The organism is Pseudomonas sp. S37, assembly GCF_016658545.1.
In the GTDB taxonomy this organism is placed as follows: domain Bacteria; phylum Pseudomonadota; class Gammaproteobacteria; order Pseudomonadales; family Pseudomonadaceae; genus Aquipseudomonas.
Window position 1 is genome coordinate 1 of record NZ_JACVZC010000120.1, and the last position, 19,342, is coordinate 19,342.

The 19,342-nt window shown below is 56.9% G+C and carries 16 protein-coding genes and 3 pseudogenes; 9 read left to right on the forward strand and 10 right to left on the reverse strand.

Translation table 11 applies throughout. The annotated features are described in order from the left end of the window. Positions 1-63: 63 nt before the first annotated feature. Positions 64-363, reverse strand: a complete 300-nt coding sequence (locus IAE39_RS24820; protein WP_201207153.1) for a PilZ domain-containing protein — start codon at positions 361-363, stop codon at positions 64-66. 281 nt (positions 364-644) lie between these two features. On the opposite strand from IAE39_RS24820, the gene rssB reads away from it, so the two are divergent. Both rssB and rssC read left to right on the forward strand, forming a co-directional pair. Beyond that, positions 645-1,826, forward strand: coding sequence for a two-component system response regulator RssB (rssB, locus tag IAE39_RS24825; protein WP_201207154.1), 1,182 nt, complete (start codon positions 645-647; stop codon positions 1,824-1,826). Continuing rightward, positions 1,823-2,305: an anti-sigma factor antagonist RssC gene (gene rssC / locus IAE39_RS24830; RefSeq protein WP_019096598.1), complete on the forward strand. Its 483-nt coding sequence runs from the start codon at positions 1,823-1,825 to the stop codon at positions 2,303-2,305. Before rssB ends, rssC begins: the two co-directional genes overlap by 4 nt. Positions 2,306-2,419: 114 nt before the next feature. Here rssC and IAE39_RS24835 read toward each other — a convergent pair whose 3' ends face one another. From IAE39_RS24835 to dusA, 3 genes are all read right to left on the reverse strand, one after another. After that, positions 2,420-4,279, reverse strand: a complete 1,860-nt coding sequence (locus IAE39_RS24835) for an alkaline phosphatase D family protein (RefSeq protein ID WP_201207155.1) — start codon at positions 4,277-4,279, stop codon at positions 2,420-2,422. A 180-nt stretch (positions 4,280-4,459) separates the two neighbouring features. Further along, positions 4,460-5,386: a transaldolase gene (gene tal / locus IAE39_RS24840; RefSeq protein ID WP_201207156.1), complete on the reverse strand. Its 927-nt coding sequence runs from the start codon at positions 5,384-5,386 to the stop codon at positions 4,460-4,462. Between the two features lie 304 nt (positions 5,387-5,690). Beyond that, positions 5,691-6,701, reverse strand: coding sequence for a tRNA dihydrouridine(20/20a) synthase DusA (dusA, locus tag IAE39_RS24845; protein ID WP_201207157.1), 1,011 nt, complete (start codon positions 6,699-6,701; stop codon positions 5,691-5,693). A 159-nt stretch (positions 6,702-6,860) separates the two neighbouring features. On the opposite strand from dusA, the pseudogene IAE39_RS24850 reads away from it, so the two are divergent. Further along, positions 6,861-7,925: pseudogene (locus tag IAE39_RS24850) on the forward strand (tyrosine-type recombinase/integrase). 673 nt (positions 7,926-8,598) lie between these two features. Here the strand turns inward: IAE39_RS24850 and IAE39_RS29925 are convergent. Then, a complete protein-coding gene (locus IAE39_RS29925; protein ID WP_201207158.1) occupies positions 8,599-9,690 on the reverse strand; it encodes a hypothetical protein in 1,092 nt (363 codons plus the stop codon). 285 nt (positions 9,691-9,975) lie between these two features. Between IAE39_RS29925 and IAE39_RS24860 the strand changes: the two are divergent. The 3 genes and pseudogenes from IAE39_RS24860 to IAE39_RS24870 form a co-directional block, all read left to right on the forward strand. After that, positions 9,976-10,413 (forward strand): annotated as a pseudogene (locus IAE39_RS24860) (phage late control D family protein); the annotation flags it as partial. Positions 10,414-10,450: 37 nt separating this feature from the next. Next, a complete protein-coding gene (locus tag IAE39_RS24865) occupies positions 10,451-11,020 on the forward strand; it encodes a glycoside hydrolase family 19 protein (protein WP_201207159.1) in 570 nt (189 codons plus the stop codon). Positions 11,021-11,090: 70 nt separating this feature from the next. Continuing rightward, positions 11,091-11,576: a lysis system i-spanin subunit Rz gene (locus IAE39_RS24870; RefSeq protein WP_328825629.1), complete on the forward strand. Its 486-nt coding sequence runs from the start codon at positions 11,091-11,093 to the stop codon at positions 11,574-11,576. Here IAE39_RS24870 and IAE39_RS24875 read toward each other — a convergent pair. After that, complete coding sequence (locus IAE39_RS24875; RefSeq protein WP_201207160.1) at positions 11,565-12,140, reverse strand: hypothetical protein; 576 nt, start codon at positions 12,138-12,140, stop codon at positions 11,565-11,567. The genes IAE39_RS24870 and IAE39_RS24875 overlap by 12 nt on opposite strands. 179 nt (positions 12,141-12,319) lie before the next feature. Here IAE39_RS24875 and IAE39_RS24880 point away from each other — a divergent pair, with 179 nt between their 5' ends. Further along, a complete protein-coding gene (locus IAE39_RS24880; RefSeq protein ID WP_201207161.1) occupies positions 12,320-13,114 on the forward strand; it encodes a DNA adenine methylase in 795 nt (264 codons plus the stop codon). Positions 13,115-13,369: 255 nt separating this feature from the next. Here the strand turns inward: IAE39_RS24880 and IAE39_RS24885 are convergent, their stop codons facing one another. Together IAE39_RS24885 and IAE39_RS24890 are read right to left on the reverse strand one after the other, a co-directional pair. Next, positions 13,370-14,329 (reverse strand): DUF4435 domain-containing protein, encoded by a 960-nt coding sequence (locus IAE39_RS24885; RefSeq protein WP_201207162.1) that lies wholly within the window; start codon positions 14,327-14,329, stop codon positions 13,370-13,372. Position 14,330: 1 nt separating this feature from the next. Beyond that, on the reverse strand, positions 14,331-15,641 hold the full coding sequence (locus IAE39_RS24890; protein WP_201207163.1) for an AAA family ATPase: 1,311 nt from the start codon (positions 15,639-15,641) through the stop codon (positions 14,331-14,333). 189 nt (positions 15,642-15,830) lie between these two features. Between IAE39_RS24890 and IAE39_RS24895 the strand changes: the two genes are divergently transcribed. Beyond that, positions 15,831-16,687, forward strand: a protein-coding gene (locus IAE39_RS24895; RefSeq protein ID WP_201207164.1) for an IS5 family transposase whose coding sequence is annotated in 2 segments (ribosomal slippage) — positions 15,831-16,179 and positions 16,179-16,687 — 858 coding nt in all. Because the reading frame shifts where the segments join, the coding sequence is not laid out codon by codon here. A 181-nt stretch (positions 16,688-16,868) separates the two neighbouring features. Here IAE39_RS24895 and IAE39_RS29790 read toward each other — a convergent pair. Both IAE39_RS29790 and IAE39_RS24900 read right to left on the reverse strand, forming a co-directional pair. Then, positions 16,869-17,008, reverse strand: a pseudogene (locus IAE39_RS29790) (PAS domain-containing sensor histidine kinase); the annotation flags it as partial. Between the two features lie 371 nt (positions 17,009-17,379). After that, complete coding sequence (locus IAE39_RS24900; RefSeq protein ID WP_201207165.1) at positions 17,380-18,249, reverse strand: AraC family transcriptional regulator; 870 nt, start codon at positions 18,247-18,249, stop codon at positions 17,380-17,382. Between the two features lie 171 nt (positions 18,250-18,420). Here IAE39_RS24900 and IAE39_RS24905 point away from each other — a divergent pair, with 171 nt between their 5' ends. Continuing rightward, positions 18,421-19,257, forward strand: coding sequence for a PhzF family phenazine biosynthesis protein (locus IAE39_RS24905; protein WP_201207166.1), 837 nt, complete (start codon positions 18,421-18,423; stop codon positions 19,255-19,257). Positions 19,258-19,342: the final 85 nt, after the last annotated feature.

The following is a 19,342-nucleotide window of genomic DNA, read 5'->3' on the forward strand; positions in this document are numbered from 1 at the left end:
CCCCCCCCCCCCCCCCCCCCCCCCCCCCCCCCCCCCCCGCTCCTACAGGTTTTGCGCGCGGCTTCAGTGCATCGCCAGAATCCGCAAACCGAACTTCTGCTGCCCGCCCGGCTGGTCGGCGATCCACACCACCTCGGTGCTGGCATGCAGCCCCTTCAGCGCCGGGTGGTCGGAGTCGATCCGTACCTCGATCTGGTCCCCTACCTGAAAATGCTCTGGCGCCTGCACCTGCATGCCGCCGCTGGACAGGTCCAGGCACACCGCCGCAATCACCTGGCCTGCATGCAACAGGCTGACCTCGGTGTCGATGCGCATGCGGATGAAATCGCGTTTCTCGCTGTGGCTGGAGGGCGTGTGGGGCATGCTGCATCCTTCCCATCGGGTTGCGCTGGTCGACTTTCTTATAACTCCCGGTGATTTGCCCTGTAAAGAGCGGCGAGGTCGGCCCTTGCATGCTTGAAACCCCTGGCGGATGGGAGTACCGTCTGCGCCTTACAAGGTAGCGCTCACAGTTGCCGGACAGTTGCCGGACAGGTGTTCTTGTCCTACAACTCAAGTAGAGTGTGACCACAAAGAATTCCCGTAGCTGGCCGTCTGCCTTGCCGACACCGCTGCACCAACCTAAATCGGCGCCGTTCGCCCACATGCAGAAAACCAGTGCAACGCTGCTGATCATCGATGACGACGACGTGGTCCGTGCGAGCCTCGCCGCCTATCTTGAAGACAGTGGCTTCAGCGTCCTCCAGGCCGGTAATGGCCAGCAGGGGCTTCAGGTCTTCGAAGAACACCAGCCCGACCTCGTGATCTGCGATCTGCGCATGCCGCAGATGGGCGGCCTCGAACTGATCCGCCAGGTCAGCGAGCGTGCGCCGCAGTTGCCGGTGATCGTGGTGTCCGGTGCCGGCGTCATGAGTGATGCGGTGGAGGCGTTGCGCCTTGGCGCCGCCGACTACCTGATCAAGCCGCTGGAAGACCTGGCCGTACTCGAGCATTCGGTGCGCCGCGCCCTCGACCGTTCGCGCCTGGTGCTGGAAAACCAGCGCTACCGCGACAAGCTCGAAGCCGCCAACCGCGAACTGGAGGCCAGCCTGCACCTACTGCAGGAGGACCAGACCGCCGGTCGGCAGGTGCAGATGAACATGCTGCCGGAAAGCCCTTGGGCAGCCGGCGAGTTCGCCTTCGAGCACCAGATCATCCCGTCGTTGTACCTGTCGGGTGATTTTGTCGATTACTTCCGCGTCGACGACCGGCGCATTGCCTTCTACCTTGCCGATGTTTCCGGGCATGGCGCGTCGTCGGCGTTTGTCACCGTGCTGTTGAAATTCATGACCACGCGCCTCATGTTCGAACTCAAGCGCAGCAAGATGCGTGAGTTCAAGCCGTCTGAAGTGCTCAGCCACATCAACCGCGGCCTGATCAACAGCAAGCTTGGCAAGCACGTCACCATGGTCGGCGGGGTGATCGACGAAGAGTCCGGGCTGCTGACCTACGCGGTGGGCGGGCATTTGCCGCTGCCGGTGCTGCACACCCCCGAGCACACCCGCTACCTGGAAGGCCGCGGCCTGCCGGTGGGTCTGTTCGACGAGGCCACCTACCAGGACCTGGTGGTGGAACTGCCGCCGCAGTTCAGCCTCAGCCTGATGTCCGATGGCATTCTGGACCTTTTGCCGGGTGATACGCTCAAAGATAAAGAAGCCGCCTTGCCGGAAATCGTCAAGGCAGCAGGTGGCAGCCTGGATGGGCTGCGTCAACGATTTGGATTGGCTACGCTTGGGGAGATGCCGGATGATATCGCCCTATTGGTGTTGAGCAGGAACCTTCAATGAGTACCGGTAGAATTCAGTTCGCCGAGCAGAGTGGTACCTTCGTACTGAAGTTTGTCGGTGAAGTGCGCCTGACCCTGTGTTCGGCGCTGGATGCGACGATCGAGAAGATTTTTACCGCGCTGAACTTCTCGGCGATTGTCATCGACCTCACCGAAACCGAGAGCATCGACAGCACCACCCTGGGCCTGCTGGCCAAGCTGTCGATCCTGTCGCGGCAAAAGGTGGGCCTGCTGCCGACCGTGGTCACAACCAACCCGGACATTTCCCGGTTGTTACAGTCGATGGGCTTCGATCAGGTGTTCAACATCGTCGATCGTCCGATTCCGTGCCCGGAATGCCTGACCGACCTGCCGTCGCAGGACCAGAACGAAGACGTGGTGCGCTCCAAGGTGCTGGAGGCGCACAAGATCCTGATGGGCCTGAACGACTCCAACCGTGAGGCCTTCCATGACCTGGTCAGTGCGCTGGAGCGTAGTTGAGCGCTAGCCTGCACTGGCCTCTTCGCGGGTGAACCCGCTCCTACGGGAATTTGTACTGGCCGTTGTAGGAGCGGGTTTACCCGCGAAGAGGCCAGCCCAGGCAGCAGATTACCTTCAGGTTGACTGTCCCCGACCAACAAACTCGGTCGCCTCACCCCCACCCGCATCCAGCTGATACACCCGCGCCGGCCGCCCCTGTTCATCAAAGAACACCTGCCCCAACCCCGCACCATTCCACAACCGCTCCCCAGCCTTGCTATGGCTGGGCGTACGCGGCACCACCTCCATCTCCCGGCGCTTGGTAAACCAGTTAAGCGGCGAACGCGGCGCATACAGCCAGCGGTTGAGCCGGTCCAGCACATCCAGCAGGCGCCGCGGGAACTCGTTCTTGATCCCGCTGCTGGTCACCTGCCACAAATGCGGGCTGCGCTGACGGTGGCGAATCAGCACTTCGTAGACGAACGAGTAATGCACATCCCCGGACAGCACCACGTAATGCCCCGGCGTACGCGAGTGGCGGAAGATATTGAGGATGACTTGCGCCGCACCGCGGTGGGCCATCCAGTTCTCGGCATCCACCAGCAACGGGTAGCCCAGCCAACTGAACACTTTCTGCACCGTTTCAATCAGCTTCACGCCGAAAATCGGCGCAGGTGACACGATGACTGCCGAAGGGTGGTCGAGCAGTGCATGTTGCAGTTCACTCAGCGCCTCCCAGTCAAGCAGGCCGGACGGTTTGGCCAGGTTGCTTTCACTGCGCCAGCGGCGGGTGCGGGTGTCCAGTACCAGCAGCGGTGGCTCGGTGGGCAGGCTGAACTGCCAACCCTGGAAACGCAGCAAGTCGCCGATCAGCGCGTCCTGGTTGTGGCTGGTCAGTTCCTGGCATTGATCGAGCAGAGGCTTGCAGGTGTCCGGGTCGTTGCCCCAGGCCTGGCACAGCAGGTAGCCGAGCAAGGCATTGCCGATGATCCGCCGCGAGAACGGGTGGCCGTAGGCGGTTTCTTCCCACTGCGCCGAAAGGTTCCAGTCATCGGTGATGTCGTGGTCGTCGAAGATCATCAGGCAGGGCAGGTGGGCCATCACCCGCGCCACCTGGCCGAGGTTGTCGGCAAAGCCCTGGACCAGCGGCAGCTCTTGCCGGTAACGGTCCTGATGCGCGCCGCTGAGCCCACTGGGCATATCCAGGTCCACCAGCTGCCAAGGGACGGGCGACCACACCAGCAGGTACATGGCCATGACCTCGGCAAACGTCACCAGGTGGTTATCGGCGTTGCTGGACGAGAAAATCGGCTTGCGCTTGCCGCCGAAGAAGCGCTCACGCAGAGTTTCGTTTCGTTCCTGCGCCGGCAGCAGGTCGGCGCGGTGATAGTAGCTGGCCGGGTGCCGATACAGGGCCTGGCTGTCGGCGACCACCGCGCCATCGAGTTGCTCGTCGATCAGGCCAAGGCGCGCGATCAGGCCATGAATGGCGCGCAGCATCGGCCCGGCGACGTCGTCGGCATACACTTGGTCGCCGGTCATCAGCAGTACGGCGGGGCGCTCTTCAGGCGTGGTGCAGGCCTGTAGCAGGCGGTCGGCGCACAGCAGGCCGTCGGCAGCCGGGTGGTGCGGTTTGCGGCAGGAGCCGTGCAGCAAGTGGTCAAGGCGATCGCGCAACACCAGGTTTGGGCACTGCTGGCCAGGATAGAGCAGGTGCGGTGCCCAGCCAGCGATGCCTTGGCCGTGGAGCAACAGGTCGTAGTCGAGCTGTTGGTTGCAGGGCAGGGGGCTGGCAAAGTGGATGTCCAGCAGGTGGATGAACGCATGCTGGCCTACCGGGATTACCTGGCAATCGACTTGGGCTTCGCTTGCCGGGCAAATGAACTCGGGCTGCAGCGGTTGGGTAGCGACCAGCCAGATGGCCAGGCGCTGGGGTTCCAGGCGGCGCAGTACCGGGCCTGCCAGGACGAGGGGCAACGGGGTAGGGGAGGTCATCGACAGCTCGGGTGGCTATGTGGGCCCCTTCGCGGGTAAACCCGCTCCTACACCCATCGATGTAGGAGCGGGTTTACCCGCGAAGAGGCCCGAAAATTCAATACACAACTAAGACTCGGCAAAACAAAACGGGCGGAAAATGCTGAACACTTCCCGCCCGCCTGGCAAACCCGAACTGTATCAGGCTTTTTCAGCCATCAACTTCTCCAGCTTTTCCTGGTCCCGGGCAAACTGGCGGATACCCTCTGCCAGCTTCTCGGTGCCCATGGCATCTTCGTTCATCGCCCAGCGGAACTGGCTTTCGTTCAGTACCTGCCTGGCCTCACCGGCGTTGCCCGGCTTCAGGATGCGCGGCAGCTCGCCCTGGTCGCTGCCCAGCTTGTCGAGCAGGTCCGGGATGATGGTCAGGCGGTCGCAGCCGGCCAGTTGTTCGATCTGGCCGATGTTACGGAAGCTGGCGCCCATGACCACGGTGTTGTAACCATTGGCCTTGTAGTAGTTGTAGATACGCGTGACCGATTGCACGCCCGGGTCCTCGGCACCCACGTATTCCTGGCCGGTGCTCTTCTTGTACCAGTCGTAGATGCGCCCCACGAACGGCGAAATCAGGAACACCCCGGCATCGGCGCAGGCCTGGGCCTGGGCGAAGGAGAACAGCAGGGTGAGGTTGGTCTGGATACCTTCCTTCTCCAGCTTCTCGGCGGCACGGATACCTTCCCAGGTCGAGGCCAGCTTGATCAGCACACGGTCACGGCCGACGCCGGCTTTTTCGTACAGGTCGATCAGCGTGCGCGCCTTGGCCAGCAGGGCCGGTTCGTCGAACGACAGGCGGGCATCCACTTCGGTGGAGATACGCCCCGGAATGACCTTGAGAATGCCCGAGCCCACCGCGACTGCGAATTTGTCGCAGGCCAGGTCGACATTGCCCTTGGCATCGGCCTTTACCTGCTTGAGCAGGTCAGCGTAGCCCGGGATGGCAGCGGCCTTGAGCAGCAGCGACGGGTTGGTGGTGGCATCGACCGGTTTCAGGCGGGTGATGGCGTCCAGGTCCCCGGTATCGGCGACCACGGTGGTGAACTGCTTGAGTTGTTCCAGCTTGGAGGTCATGGGCGTGCTCTGTCCTGTGCAATGACTCGACATTACCCGAGCCCCGACGGCCGCTCAAGGGCCTGAAGGCGCGGGCCTGCCGCGAAGGTGAAGTTTCGAGTCGCAGGCGCGCACGAGGTTCCCCATTGCTTGCCAAACAGATCCAGTGTGGCGAGCGTACCCCCTGTGGGAGCGGGTTCACCCGCGAACACCGGCATAGCCGGTGCCATGCACCGCGTTGCTTTCTTCGCGGGTAAACCCGCTCCCACAGGGACCTACATTGCCTCAAGCCCGGCAATACGCTGTCGCAGCTATAGCTGCTGCATCAACGCCCTTGCAACAACTCCACCGCCTGATCAAACACCGCCAGCGGCTCCGCCGCCTTGTGAATATCCGCCGACAGCAACTGGCGGAAGCGCCGTGCACCCTTGAACCCCTGGGCCAGCCCCAGAATATGCCGGGTAACATGGTGCATCGCGCCACCATTTGCCATGTGCGCCACGATATAAGGCCGCAGCTGCGCCAGGGCCTCGCTACGGCTGACCACGGCCGCATCACTGCCGAACAGCTGCTGATCCACCTCCGCCAGCAGGTAAGGGTTGTGATAAGCCTCACGCCCCAGCATCACGCCATCGAAGGTTTCAAGGTGCGCCTGGCATTCGGCCAAGGTCTTGATCCCGCCGTTAAGCACGATTTCCAAATCCGGGAAGTCCGCCTTCAATTGCGCGGCCACGTCATAGCGCAGTGGTGGGATCTCCCGGTTTTCCTTCGGCGACAGCCCTTCCAAAATCGCGATGCGCGCATGCACGGTAAAACTGCGGCAGCCCGCTTCGCGCACTTGGCCAACGAAGTCGCACAGCTCGGCATAGCTATCACGGCCGTTGATGCCAATGCGGTGCTTGACCGTTACCGGGGTCGACACCGCATCACGCATGGCCTTCACGCAATCGGCCACCAGCGCCGGATGGGCCATGAGGCAAGCGCCGATCATGTTGTTCTGCACTCGGTCGCTTGGGCAGCCGACGTTGAGGTTGACCTCGTCGAAGCCGGCTTCCTCGGCCAGGCGCGCACAGGCGGCCAGGTCGGCCGGCACGCTACCGCCCAGCTGCAAGGCCAGAGGATGCTCGGAGACGTCGTGGCGAAGGAAACGGTGGGCGTCGTTGTGGAGCAGGGCGCCGGTGGTGACCATTTCGGTGTAGAGCAGGGTTTGCTTGGAGAGCAGGCGCAGGAAGAAGCGGCAGTGCCTATCCGTCCAGTCCATCATAGGTGCAACGCTGAAGCGGCGTGACGGCTCAGGGCGCGTGGTTTGTGGCTTGGAGCCTGATTTTGCGGTCATTTCGTTCAACGTGTTTTGTACCAATTTTCGGGGGGGTTGGGGCGCTTTTACCAAGTGTTTGCTGCGATGTGCCAATCGACAGACGACGTGTACCAATCTCAGATGGCAACGATCAGAAGGCGTAAAAAGGCCGATGGCAGCACAAGCTAGCTCGTTCAGATCCGCTTAAATCGCGACGAAGGTGACAGTCTACCAAGAGAGCCATACATTCGCCCGCAAACAGGCTGCAGTGGCTTGGGCGAAGCGACGGGAAACCGAGTTGTCTGAGCCTGGTGCTGTCGAGCGCGGCTACCGGGTAGGGCGCACGGTCAAGCAGATGATCGAGCGTTACCTGGTCGAGGCAGAGAAAGCCCGGCCTCTGGGCGAGACCAAGCGACGCACCCTGAACGCCATCAAGAACAGCTACCTGGGTGAGATGGTCGATTCCGACATCAGCCAGCAGGTGCTGGCGGACTATGCGCTATGGCTTATGAGCCCCGCAGGCGGTGGCATCAAACCGCAGACAGCCGGCAATAATCTGGTTTACCTGAGTTCAGTGTTGTCGCTTGCTAGAGCAGCGTAGGAGTACGAGATCAACCCCCAAGCTATGCCCGACGCACGCCTCGTCCTGAAACGCCTCGGCTACAATATGAAAAGCCGGGAGCGGGATCGCAGGCCAACGCTTGAAGAACTCGACAAGGTGCTTGAGCACTTTTTCGAGATGCTTGGACGGCGTCCGACAGTGATTCACATGCCGAAGGTCGTGGCGTTTGCTATTTTTTCTACACGCCTTATGGACGAGATCGCTCGCATCATGTGGGAGGATCTGGATGAGCACCGCCATGCGGTGAAAGTGCGGGACATGAAGAACCTCGGGCAGAAAATTGGTAACGATGTGTGGTGTCATCTGCCGGATGAGGCGTGGGCGATTGTGCAAAGCATGCCGCGTCAGTGCGCTGAGATCTTCCCTTACAACACCGACTCAATTGGCACGGACTGGACCAGGGCATGCAAGATGGTTGGCCTGGAGAATCTGCATTTTCACGATCTGCGCCACCAAGGTGTGAGCCGGTTGTTCGAAATGGATTGGGATATCCCGCGCGTATCGAGTGTTTCCGGCCATCGTGACTGGAACTCGCACCGGCGTTACACCCATCTGAGGGGCGTGGCGATCGATATACGGAGTGGATTTGGTTAGAACGGATTATCCAGGCGTCAGTCACCCTACGCGCCCGGGTTGGGTAGTTCCTCGGGAGATGCGCAGAATAGAGCGTCACTTGCACTTGTCTTGAGGATTCGATTGCACCAGACCTGATTAGCCAAATGGATAGTTTGATCGGCCCGAGCGGCCATGACCTGCTCTTGCGCGTAACACCACTTTGGGTCGGTTAGCGCCGGTCATACATCGACCGTCGCTTTACGCTTTCAGACCTCCGACTGCTTCGCCATCTCCAATGCGTCATCGACCTCAATACCTAGTCAGATCCACCTTTAGAGGAAGGGTTTTTGCAAGACGGTGATAGTGTAGCCCTGACTATTAGTACTGCTCGACTCAGACATATATAACCAGAACCACTTCCACTATGGTCCGGGCGGACTTCAGTTACCACGGTCCTGCAGTTCGCGCTCTTTGCACTTTGATCAATACGATAACGACCTAATCCAACCATAGAAATAATACTGACCGAGATGGGTCCTGCGTCTATACCGTCGGGAAGACATATTTCTTTGCTAACCTTTATGCCCTGAACACACCATTCGCCTATTAAACCTTGACTTGCTGGATGACGGTCGTTTGCGATAATTTCGGTAATCGGCTGAATGGATTTGCACTCGTCGAATGACGTTTGAGCATGAGCACTCCGACAGACAAGTGCGAATCCGGCAACAAGACCGTAGATCACAGAAGCTTTTTTCATTATATTGAAGGCCAAATGTAATTTTTCAGTTGCTCTTTTGTAGCCCCGCCTATGGTAAAGTCTCCCTCTTGTCCAACACCACCTGGTGCTCCCGGCGCACCTGCGGTACCTGGTGCTCCAACCCCGCCATTGCTTCCACTACCTTGACAAAAAGGCCGAGCATCTGCACCACCAGACCCGCCAGTTCCACCGTCACCCCGAAGACCTCCTGGTCCGCCTGGCCCCCCTGTGCCGGCGGCTACTTTGACACGAAACTTTTGCGTCAAGCTTGGTAGCATTTCAGATTCTGAGACAAGCAAGAAGGTTCCGCCAGCACCACCGATACCACCTCCGCCGCCTTCACCGCCGTTACCACCCTGTCCGCCCCGACCTCCACTTCCTGCTCCATGGCGGCATCCGACGGCTGTCTGACTTGCATTGTCTCCTCCAGCACCGACACCACCGCGGCCTCCTTTCATCCCTTGCCCACCTTGGCCGCCGATACCACCGGATAAGTCAACAGTTACACCACTGCCTGGTACATTAAGGACAACCAAAGTAATCTGTGGTGCGCTGGCCCCAGCTATACCGACGCTACCTTTATTTCCTGCATTGCCTTGACCGCCTAGCTGACCATTAGACGTGGCGTCAGGTCCGGATGGAGCTTCTCCAGGGGCCTGCGGCGCCATCGGAATATCACCTTTCTCCCACGTAATAACACCAGGGTTGCCTGCATCCATCACAACTAGCTCTTTTGCAACTACCCAAAACTGTCGGCGATTAGATAAAGCGGTACGAGAAAATACAAGAGTCGCACCAGGCTCAAACGTGATCTTATCGGCCTTCAAGAACCAGCCATCAAATTTCATGGTTCCCTTAACAACGTATTCACTGTTCTGGATGCCTTTTATTGAATCTGCCGAAACTAATGTGTTATCAACAATCGGGCCTTCAGCGACTTTTGCAGTAACTCCATCGCCGGATTTCAAGTCCATTGGAATAGTGGTGACATTAGTCTTTTGAGCTGCACTTTGCTTATTGTCGCAGCCAGCGACAGCAAGCACAGCCATTAGTAACGCTACCGATGTTGTAGTTGTATGCGACGATAACATACCCATGTCTCCATATGGCGCTTTCGTTGTGGCTAACTGACATCTTCAGCCAATATGGAGGCTAGACGCCGTATTGTGAATTTGCCAGTACTAGGCAGCCGCTTAGACCTTTCGCCGCCAAATGGTCCTTATTAGGGGCGCTCTAGACTCACTCTGAAAAAGGTGTCGCAGCCACCTCATGAACCAATCCATTAAAGTCAAGGTGGCTTAGCTTTCCGCGAGCCTGTCGAAACGCGTCACGATTATAGCGCTCGCACTTGGTCGCTACGTCGGGACTGCTCGGAGGTAAGCGACCGCAGTACGCAGAAGGCAGTGAAAACCCAGCACCAGGATCAGAAGACCGGCGCTTTGAAGGTGGTCCAGTTGGACAACGAAGAATCGCCGGACGGCCTGCCCCCAGTTCACACCGACCGCCATATCTACCCCAACGAGACTGCAGCCAGGCAGGCGGCCAAGGCGCGGCTGGCCGCGTTCAATCGCAGCACAGCCGGTGTGCGCCTGGAGATGGCGGGCCGGTACGACCTGTTCGCTGAGTGCTCAGTGAATGCCCAGGGTTTCAAGGTCGGGCTCGATGGCGAGTACCTGGTGGAAAGCGTGGAGCAAGTCTTCACGGCCAGCGGGTGGACCACGACCGTGGAGTGCAACGGCGGCAAGAAGGGCAAGGCCAAGGCCTCTGGCAAGAAAAAGAAAGACGACAAGCCGCTCAAGGTTGAGCAGCTCTAATCCCAATGGCCATATATGGCCGTCACTGGAGAGACCAATGGCTATCTCAGTTCAACAGCTGCAACAGATCCTCCCCAACGCCGGCCGCAAAGCCGGCGTTTTTATTCCCGGCCTCAACGCAACAATGGGCAAGTACTCGATCGTCACCCCTCGGCGCATGGCTGCGTTTCTTGCGCAAGTCGGCCATGAGTCGGGCCAGCTGCAGTATGTGCGCGAGCTTGGCAACGATGCCTACCTGGCTAAGTACGACACCGGGCGGCTGGCGGAGCGCCTTGGCAACACCCCGGCGGCTGACGGCGACGGTCAGCGGTACCGTGGCCGTGGACTTATCCAGATCACCGGTCGCGACAACTACGAGGCCTGCAGCGCAGCGCTGTTCGGTGACAGCCGCTTGCTCAACACCCCCGACCTGCTCGAGCAGCCCGCCTACGACTCGCTGTCGGCCGGATGGTTCTGGCAGCGGGCAGGGCTTAACACTCTGGCTGACAAGGTGCTGCAGGCCGATGACTCGGTGTTCGAGCTGATCACCCGCCGCATCAATGGTGGCCTGAATGGCTTGAAGGATCGCCAGACGCTCTACAAGCGCGCGCTTGAGGTGCTGCAGTAATGCCGCTGAACTGGCGTATCGCGCTTCTGGCCGTTGCGGTCGGGCTCTATGCCGGCGGCGAGGGGCCTGGGTGTGGCAGGCCAGCGAGTACGGAAAGCAACTGGCTGAGCAGGCTGCAGGTTATGTCCAGCAACTGGCGGACAGTGATCGGACTCACGGTCGAGAACGTGAGGAGGCTGCAGCTGCGGCCCTGAAACAGTTGGCGGAGCAGAAAGCTCAGCGACAAGCCCTGGAAGATCGCCTGCAAGAGCAGGGCAAAACACATTGGAAGGAAATGAACGATGCACAACAGACTCAAGATCGCCTGCGCGATAGGCTGGATACTGCTGACTTGCGGCTGTCAGTCCTTGTCGACGCCGGAGCCTTTGCCGCCCCGGGTGGTGACGGTGGGATGCGAGAAGCCGCCGGCACCGGAAGCGTGGTTCATGGCGCCTTACGCGCCCGACTTGACCCAGCGCATGCTCAACGAATTATCGGCATCACCGACACCGGTGATCGAGGACTGATAGCCCTAAAGGCTTGTCAAAATTATGCGAGGTCTATTTCAGCCCCCTAAGGCTATAAATGCCCTGTAAGCCAAATGTGTTCCACATCCAAACAGAATAAGCGAGCCAAGGCCGGCTAGAATTGATATCCCTTGCAGCGTATTACCTATCCGGTCTCGCCATTTTCCGTCTTCGGAGAATATTACTTGGGTCAGGTAGGCTAAGCCTGAAACTAATGTGGCTAGAAAGGCTCCGATAACAAAAACGGTGAGCGGCATGGCGAAAAGGGGGATGTTACCTGGGTTTACGTCTGCCAGCTTCCCGATGAAAGCTAACAATGCTACAGCTGCACCACCATTCAAAAGCATATTCGCTTTGATTGCGCTTTGCCCAGTCTGTATGATGGACTTAAACATTTCTAGATTTGCTGAATGTCTGTACTTCTCTACCTCAACTTGAGTTTGAAGATAGGCTTTCAGTTTCTCGATTTGAAACTCTTCATCTTCCTCTGCAGAAGATGTCAAAAAATTATCTAATCCAATGAGCAGGGTTTCTAACTTAATAGAGTCCTGTCCTTGAGCGGCAAGTCCTTGAATTTCTTCTTTTAACTGCACTGCAAAGTCTCTTGCTTTCATCGCCGCTCTCCACCTTGAATCGCGTTAAAAAAGAGCGAGCCAGACGGATGCGTCAACATCCAGTCCGGCCCGCCGAACCTGCAGACACGTCCTGCAAGTCCAGCCATGGCTCACGCTCCGTGCACAAAGCCCGGCGAGCCTATCACCTGTTCATCCATACAGTAAAGACTTGCAAACCTATGACCTCTCCAATCATTCCCTGGATGGGTGGCAAACGCCGCTTGGCCGACCGCTTGATCCCCCTCTTTCCCACTCATGAATGCTATGTCGAAGTCTTCGCCGGCGGCGCCGCGTTGTACTTCATGCGTCCCCAGCCTGCCCTGGTGGAGGTGCTGAACGATCTCAACGGTGACCTGGTCACCCTCTACCGCGTTGTGCAGAACCACCTTGAGGAGTTCGTGCGCCAGTTCAAGTGGGCGCTCAGCTCTCGGCAGATCTTCGAGTGGCAGAAGATGACCCGACCCGAGACGCTGACCGACATCCAGCATGCTGCCCGGTTCTTCTATCTGCAGCAGCATGCTTTCGGCGGCAAGGTCACCGGGCAGACGTTCGGTACCGCCACCACTGGGCCGGCCATCAACCTGCTGCGCATTGAGGAGAACCTGTCCGCCGCGTGGCAGCGCCTCGCCGGCACCTACGTCGAGAACCTGTCCTGGCTCGATTGCGCCGAGCGCTACGATCGAGTGCACACGTTCTTCTACATGGATCCGCCGTACTGGCAGACCGCCGGCTATGGTGTGGATTTTCCGTTCGAGGAGTACGAGCGCATGGCTAACTTCATGCGGCGCTGCAAGGGAAAGGTAATGGTCAGCATTAACGATCACCCGGATATCCGGCGCGCCTTCGACGGTTTTTGCTTTGAGTGCCTGGATATCCGCTACAGCAATACGAACCAGCGGCAGGGTAAGGCTGATGTGACAGGGGAGCTGGTGATCATGAACTGGGACCCGGCCCCGTTAGGGCAGCTGTTCTGATATTTGTGCTGAGTCAATAAGCTCTGCACCCTGATTACACACGTCATCCACTTGCTTGCTCACTCGATATCAATTGAAGTCGACAGCTGGGGGCAGCCCAGCTGTGCGATCTCTTCGACACGCGCTGCTGGTGTGGCTGAATCTATCCATTCCCTGGCCAGCCCCCACTTTTTCTAACTTCTCTATTTGAGTTGCCAGCTCATTAGTGACGAACTGCGCTTCATCATATTATAAAGTAGTTAATTTGGTTAAGTTCTAGCTATTTGCGGCCACCGCGTGGCTAGGCTGAGGACTCGCGGATCGTATGAACGAAATTAGGCATTCGGGTGTGTCTGCGTAGCTGCTCAGTTCGGATAGGCAGTTGGCTTTTGTAAGATTTAAAACCACCTTTAGTTTCTTTTTGAATACTTGTCTTCCCGTTTTGCTGTTGGCGTCAACTTTGAGTTTTTCCAGGAAGATGCGGAAAAATTCAAGCTGTTGTTTGCCTCTAAAGTCTCTTTCGGGTATGCATGAAGAAAAATGGGCTACGGCGTCTTTTATGAAAGGCATGTCTGGCTCTGAATTCACTGGGAATAGAGTGGAAATAGATGCGTCATCATAATTTTTTGTAACGTCCCTCAAGGAGATGTTTACGAGTTGGTCAAAGTTGACGTTATTGATGTTGAGTTTATCCATCTTGGCGACTTGTTCATTTTTTCTATATGCTCGGATCCAAATATTAAAATACAGGATACTGTCATGATATTCTTGCTGGATGTCGTTATATGTCTCGATGGCCTTGGCGAAGCTGTCGGAGTCATCGCCAAATTCTGAAATTTTGAACTCGGCTCTTAATATTCGTCTCAAAGTGCTCTCTGAGGTGTAAAGGTTTTCTACTGAATAGCAAGGGGTTATATATACATCTTTATGATGAATTAGATTTGTGTTGTCATCAAAGTCTGCGTCGACAATGAATAGGCAGCTTGAGTCGTGATACTCTGGATGGTTGCGTATCATGTTTCTAAGTTCTAGGACATTCCGCTTGCCCTCAGCATTAATACCGTGCCACTTGAGATGCGGTGCGATCGAGTTTAGACGAATAGAGTAATATTTCTCATCTTCGCCCTCAAAAAATATCGACGTTGCATCGCGATGCGCAGCAAGAAATCGAATGAATTCAAAGAACTTAACTGATTCGGTGGTTTTAGACTTTATAAGCATTTCCACTCTGGACATTTTATAGCTCCTTGATGTATCCAGAGAGGTCGACAGTGATTGCTACCAACTCATTGTCAAAAATAAACGGTGAGTGAGTGGTGCAAAGTAAAAACTTGCATTTTCCAGATTCCATGATGTCTGGGATCAAAGTTCGCTGCCATTCGATGGAAAGCGATAGCTCAGGCTCATCAAAGAATATTGCAATATTCTCAGTTTTTTGCAGGTAGAGCAGCGCAAAAAGTGAGATAATTTGTTTTTCTCCTGAAGACAAGGTCTCAATATCTACGGGGCTCTTATTCTTTTTTCTAGTGATAGAGATTTTTACACTGCTCTCGTCGTAAACAAACTCTTTGTCGGATAGATACTTATTGCAGTAATGAGTGAACTGTTGAATTGCGCTGTCATTATCTTGCTGCTGCTCATAGACGGTTAGTAAGTTTGCTACGAAATAAATCAGTGGGTCGTGGCCAGTGAAGATTTCTCCACTTCGTACTAGTCCAAGAATCTGCTCTTTCTGGGGTTCGGTGATGTTTTTACCGATCCGCTCAAGGACGACCTCGACAGCTTTGGGTTGTTTTATTGAGCGAATCATTTTTGGCGTCACATTGAAGCCGTTTACAAGTTGCGAAAGCATTTGTCCATTGATTTTTGAAAACCATTCAACCGATGACTTAATGATTTCGGATGTGATCTTTTCGATTTTGTCTTTTACATCGCTCATTCCAAAATTAATGGTTGAGATTAGCGATTCGATCTCCTCAGGTGCTCCGCCAAATGCTTTGATGTCCTCTTCAACTCGTCGATAAGTTGGCAAATGGAGGCACTTGTATGGAAAGCGCTGGCGGATTGTGTCAAGCTTTTCTTTTGTTTTTGTGCTTACGCCATTAGATAAACGATTTTCACGTAAGAAGTCCTTCAGTAGGCTGGACGGAAAATGAACAGTCTTCAAAGTGTGTCTGAACAGTGGGCCGGTCTCTATTCTATGCGCAGGTATAGTGCGCGCCTCATCAAGAAGTTTGTAAACCATCTCGAGCCCAAGGTTTTTTTCCAATAGGTCGAAAAAATGGTGGTTTTTTAGCGTCTCGATGTTAGGACTGAAATCAGTTTTCCGGAATGAAAGATTGGTTCCGTCATTGAATTTTATCCCGATTAGGTTAAATTCTATTTTCCGTAGTTTTGCCGTGTCACCTGATACTAGAGCGTAAAAAGCATTAAGTATTGTAGTTTTCCCATATCCGTTATCTGCTACAATAATCTTATATGGGGAAGTAAATGTTATTTCAACGTCTCTTTCGCCGTAAAGAGCTTTGATGTAGAAAGACTCAATCATCCCTGGATGCCTTATATTCTGGATTGTGTGCTGGCATTTCGCCTGCCGCTACATGCTTTTACCACATTGCTGATTTTCTTCCAATGCTGAGTGCTAGGCTCTGTCTGAAATCCCAAGAAACTGAAATGTGGCCCCGGAACAGCCTGGGGTCTGTACAGTCGCCGACCATCTACGGAAAGGAATTCTGTGATGGCAAAGCGGTACGAACTCTCGGATGAAGCGTGGGCAGTGGTCGCTGATCTCTTTACGGCAGCCCACGTCAGGGGCAGGCCCCGCAGCAGTGATCGCTTGATGCTCGATGGTGTGCTCTGGGTGCTCTGCTCAGGAGCAGCCTGGCGAGATATGCCTGAGCGTTTCGGGTCTTGGGCGACGGTCTATCACCGCTTCCGAGTCTGGCGAAATCGCGGAACGTTTGATCAGATGCTCAGACGATTGCACCTCAGACTCAATGACAAAGGCTTGATCGATCCCCACACTTGGATGATCGATTCGACCGCTGTTAGAGCAACCCGTGCTTCATCTGGAGCGCGGAAAAAAGGGGGCCTGACGAGCCTGCCGATCACGCTCTAGGCCGCAGTCGTGGCGGCCTGACAACCAAAATCCACATGCTCTGCGACACCAACGGGATACCGTTGCGCTTCCTTCTCTCTGGCGGTCAAGCCAGTGACATCAGCTACGCACAACCACTGTTGGACGAGGTCAGCATTCCATCGAGCCAACGTGGCCGCCCGCGCAAGCGCTGTAAATGGCTGCTTGCCGACAAGGGCTACGACGCCGAAGCGCTACGCCGCTACTGCGACCAATATCGAATGCAACCCGTCATCCCGCTGCGTTCGATGAAGCGCAAGCCCAAGCCTGGCTTACCCAGACTGTTCGACCGGCCCAAATACCGACAGCGCAACATCATCGAACGCATGTTTGGCTGGCTGAAAGAGAACCGCCGAATCGTCACGCGCTTCGACAAGCTCGCAAAAAGTTATGCCGCGATGGTCTCGCTGGCTTGTGTCATGCGGTGTATGCGACGGCTTTTTTCAGACAGAGCCTAGTGTGCGTACATCGAAAACAGGTTAGCGTTTGGCTGAGGCTATGCCATCAGGCAAACGCGGACGCAGCCAATGTTAGCGCCCATTAGCTGGAGCATTTTCGATGCGGCGCAGGTTCACCGTCCTAAGCCCCGGCTTGGGTGAGCCCGGGTTGGGTGGTGCAAAATTGGCACGCGCCGCAGTGTCTTGGGCCGAGCTCATTTCGAGCCAGCAAGCTTGTTGCCATTTTCATCGCGGTCAGGGCGGACGCAGGTCGTGACTCACAATGCCAATCATCTGTTCTGCGAACAGGGTCCTATCCTCGGCGGCAGCGTAGGTGTGTCTTGAACATCAATCAGAAACGCCGTTCAGCAATCCAGATGATATAGACGGTTATCGATTGGTTAGGAGGGGAGGGCGATAGGGCAAGTGGTACAAAATTGGTACACAGCAGTCATGCTTGGCAGGAAAACCCCGATAAATACTAGAGTTTACAAAATACTGGTCCAATCCATCATCGGTGCAACGCTGAAGCGGCGGGACGGCTCCGCACATGGATTTACAGCTGATTGTAGGGGCATCTGGGGCACATATCTGATACCCGGCGCGGTCGCCCTACGCCGGGTGAATTTGGGGAATGCCCATAGTCTACCAATTCACCCAGCCTCACGTCCGGCCCGGTGATGGTTGGCTTTGCCCACCGTCCAAGTCCAAACCTACTTCAACGGCACATAGATATCCGTCTGCCACTCATCCAAGGGCGTTTCCGGGTAAACACTCAGGTAGTGGAAAAACAGCGGATGGTCACGCAGCTCTTCGTTACTGGACGGCAACCAGTCACGGTAGATCGGGTAGATGGTTTCGCTGATGTGGTCTGGCGAACCGGTATGCCGCACCACCGCACACCGCCCCGCCGGTATCACCCGTTCGTGCACGCCGAAATCATTGGGCCTTACGGCTTCGTCGATTTCGCCGCACACAGCAAAGCGAAAGGCGTGCGCCGGGGTGGTGTCGGGGTTGTCGTAGGGGATGCCGAAGGTGCGGCTGCTGGTCACCGGCGACTGGCCGCTGTGCATGCGCCATTGGCGAAAGCGGGCAACGCTTTCACCGACAAGGCCGGGGGCGCCGATGTGTTCGAGCGCGGCTACGCGGGTTTCGGCGAAATCCACGATCTGGATTTGCATGGTAATACTCCTGGATAGATGAGGAACAACAAACACCGCACTCCAGGCCTGCCAGTTCGGGGCCTTGGCAAACACACTCGGGGCCATGCCGAAGGCGCGTTTGAACGCCCGGGAAAAGGCCTCGGGGCTTTCGAAACCGGCGCCGAAGGCTGCCTCCAGCACCGACGTGGCGGGTGTTGCGACCAGTTGGTGCGCCGCGCGTCGAAGCCTCATCAATTGCACATACCGCGAAACCGGTACGCCCATGTATGCCGTGAACTGCCGGTGAAAGTGAAACGCCGAGAAGTTGGCGATGCGGCTCAGGGCTGTCAGCGACAGGTCGCCTTCAAGGTGGCTGTCGATGTAGGCAATCACGGTTTCGAACCGTTTGGCGTAAGCGGGGCTGTGCTGTGAGTCAGTCAACGAACGAAATCTCTGGAAGGTGCGGTGAGCGCTAGCATCCGTTGTTCAGGCACCGAGGCGCCTAGCCGTGATTGCTCTATTGGCGATTGCCCTTACCATAGCGTGGATGGCACCGGTTTTGTCGGTGCGCGCGGGGTGGATCGGGCCGCCTCAACCAATCAAGGACGCTCAATGTCGCTATCTTTGCAGTTCGAACAAGTCGATGTCTTTGCCGAGCGCCGCTACGAAGGCAACGCGCTGGCGGTGGTCGTGGATGCCGATGAGCTGACTACCGAACAGATGCAGGCGTTTGCCCGCTGGACACAACTGAGTGAAACCACCTTTCTGCAGAGGCCTTCAACCCCTGAAGCGCATTACCGCGTACGCATTTTTACACCGCTGCGTGAGCTGCCGTTTGCAGGCCACCCCACCTTGGGAAGCTGCAAGGTGTGGTTGGGGCAGAACGGCAATCCTGATCATGCCGAGATTGTTCAAGAGTGCTCGGCGGGCTTGATTCGCATACGCAGGCAAGGCGCACATCTGGCGTTTTCGGCGCCACCGCTGGTGCGCAGCGGGCCGCTGGATGGCACGACGCTGGGGCTGATCGAGCGAGGGCTGGGCTTGGCGCCCGGCCAGGTGCAGGCCAGCCAATGGGTGGACAATGGCCCGGGTTGGGCGGGTGTGCTGCTGGCCAGTCGTGAGGAAGTGCTGGCGATCAAGCCCGATTACCCGGCACTGCGCGGGCTGAATGTCGGTGTTATCGCCCCGTGGGTTGGTGCCGGGGCTGAGGCAGACGTGGAAGTCCGGGCCTTCATGGGCGAGGAGTGCAACGAGGACGCTGTCACCGGAAGCCTCAATGCCAGCCTGGCGCAGTGGCTGACCGGCGCGGGTGTGCTGAGTGAGCGCTATACCGCCAGCCAAGGTACCGCGCTGGGGCGGCGGGGGCGGCTGTCTATCGAAAAGGTTGGTGGGGTTGTCTGGGTGGGTGGGCAAGTGCAGCAGTGCGTTTCGGGGAAGGTTGATTTTTGATGGGGTACACACCTTCAGGCTTGCGCGGTTCCGCGTAGGAGCGGCTTTAGCCGCGAACACCGGCGCAGCCGGTGCCATGCACTGT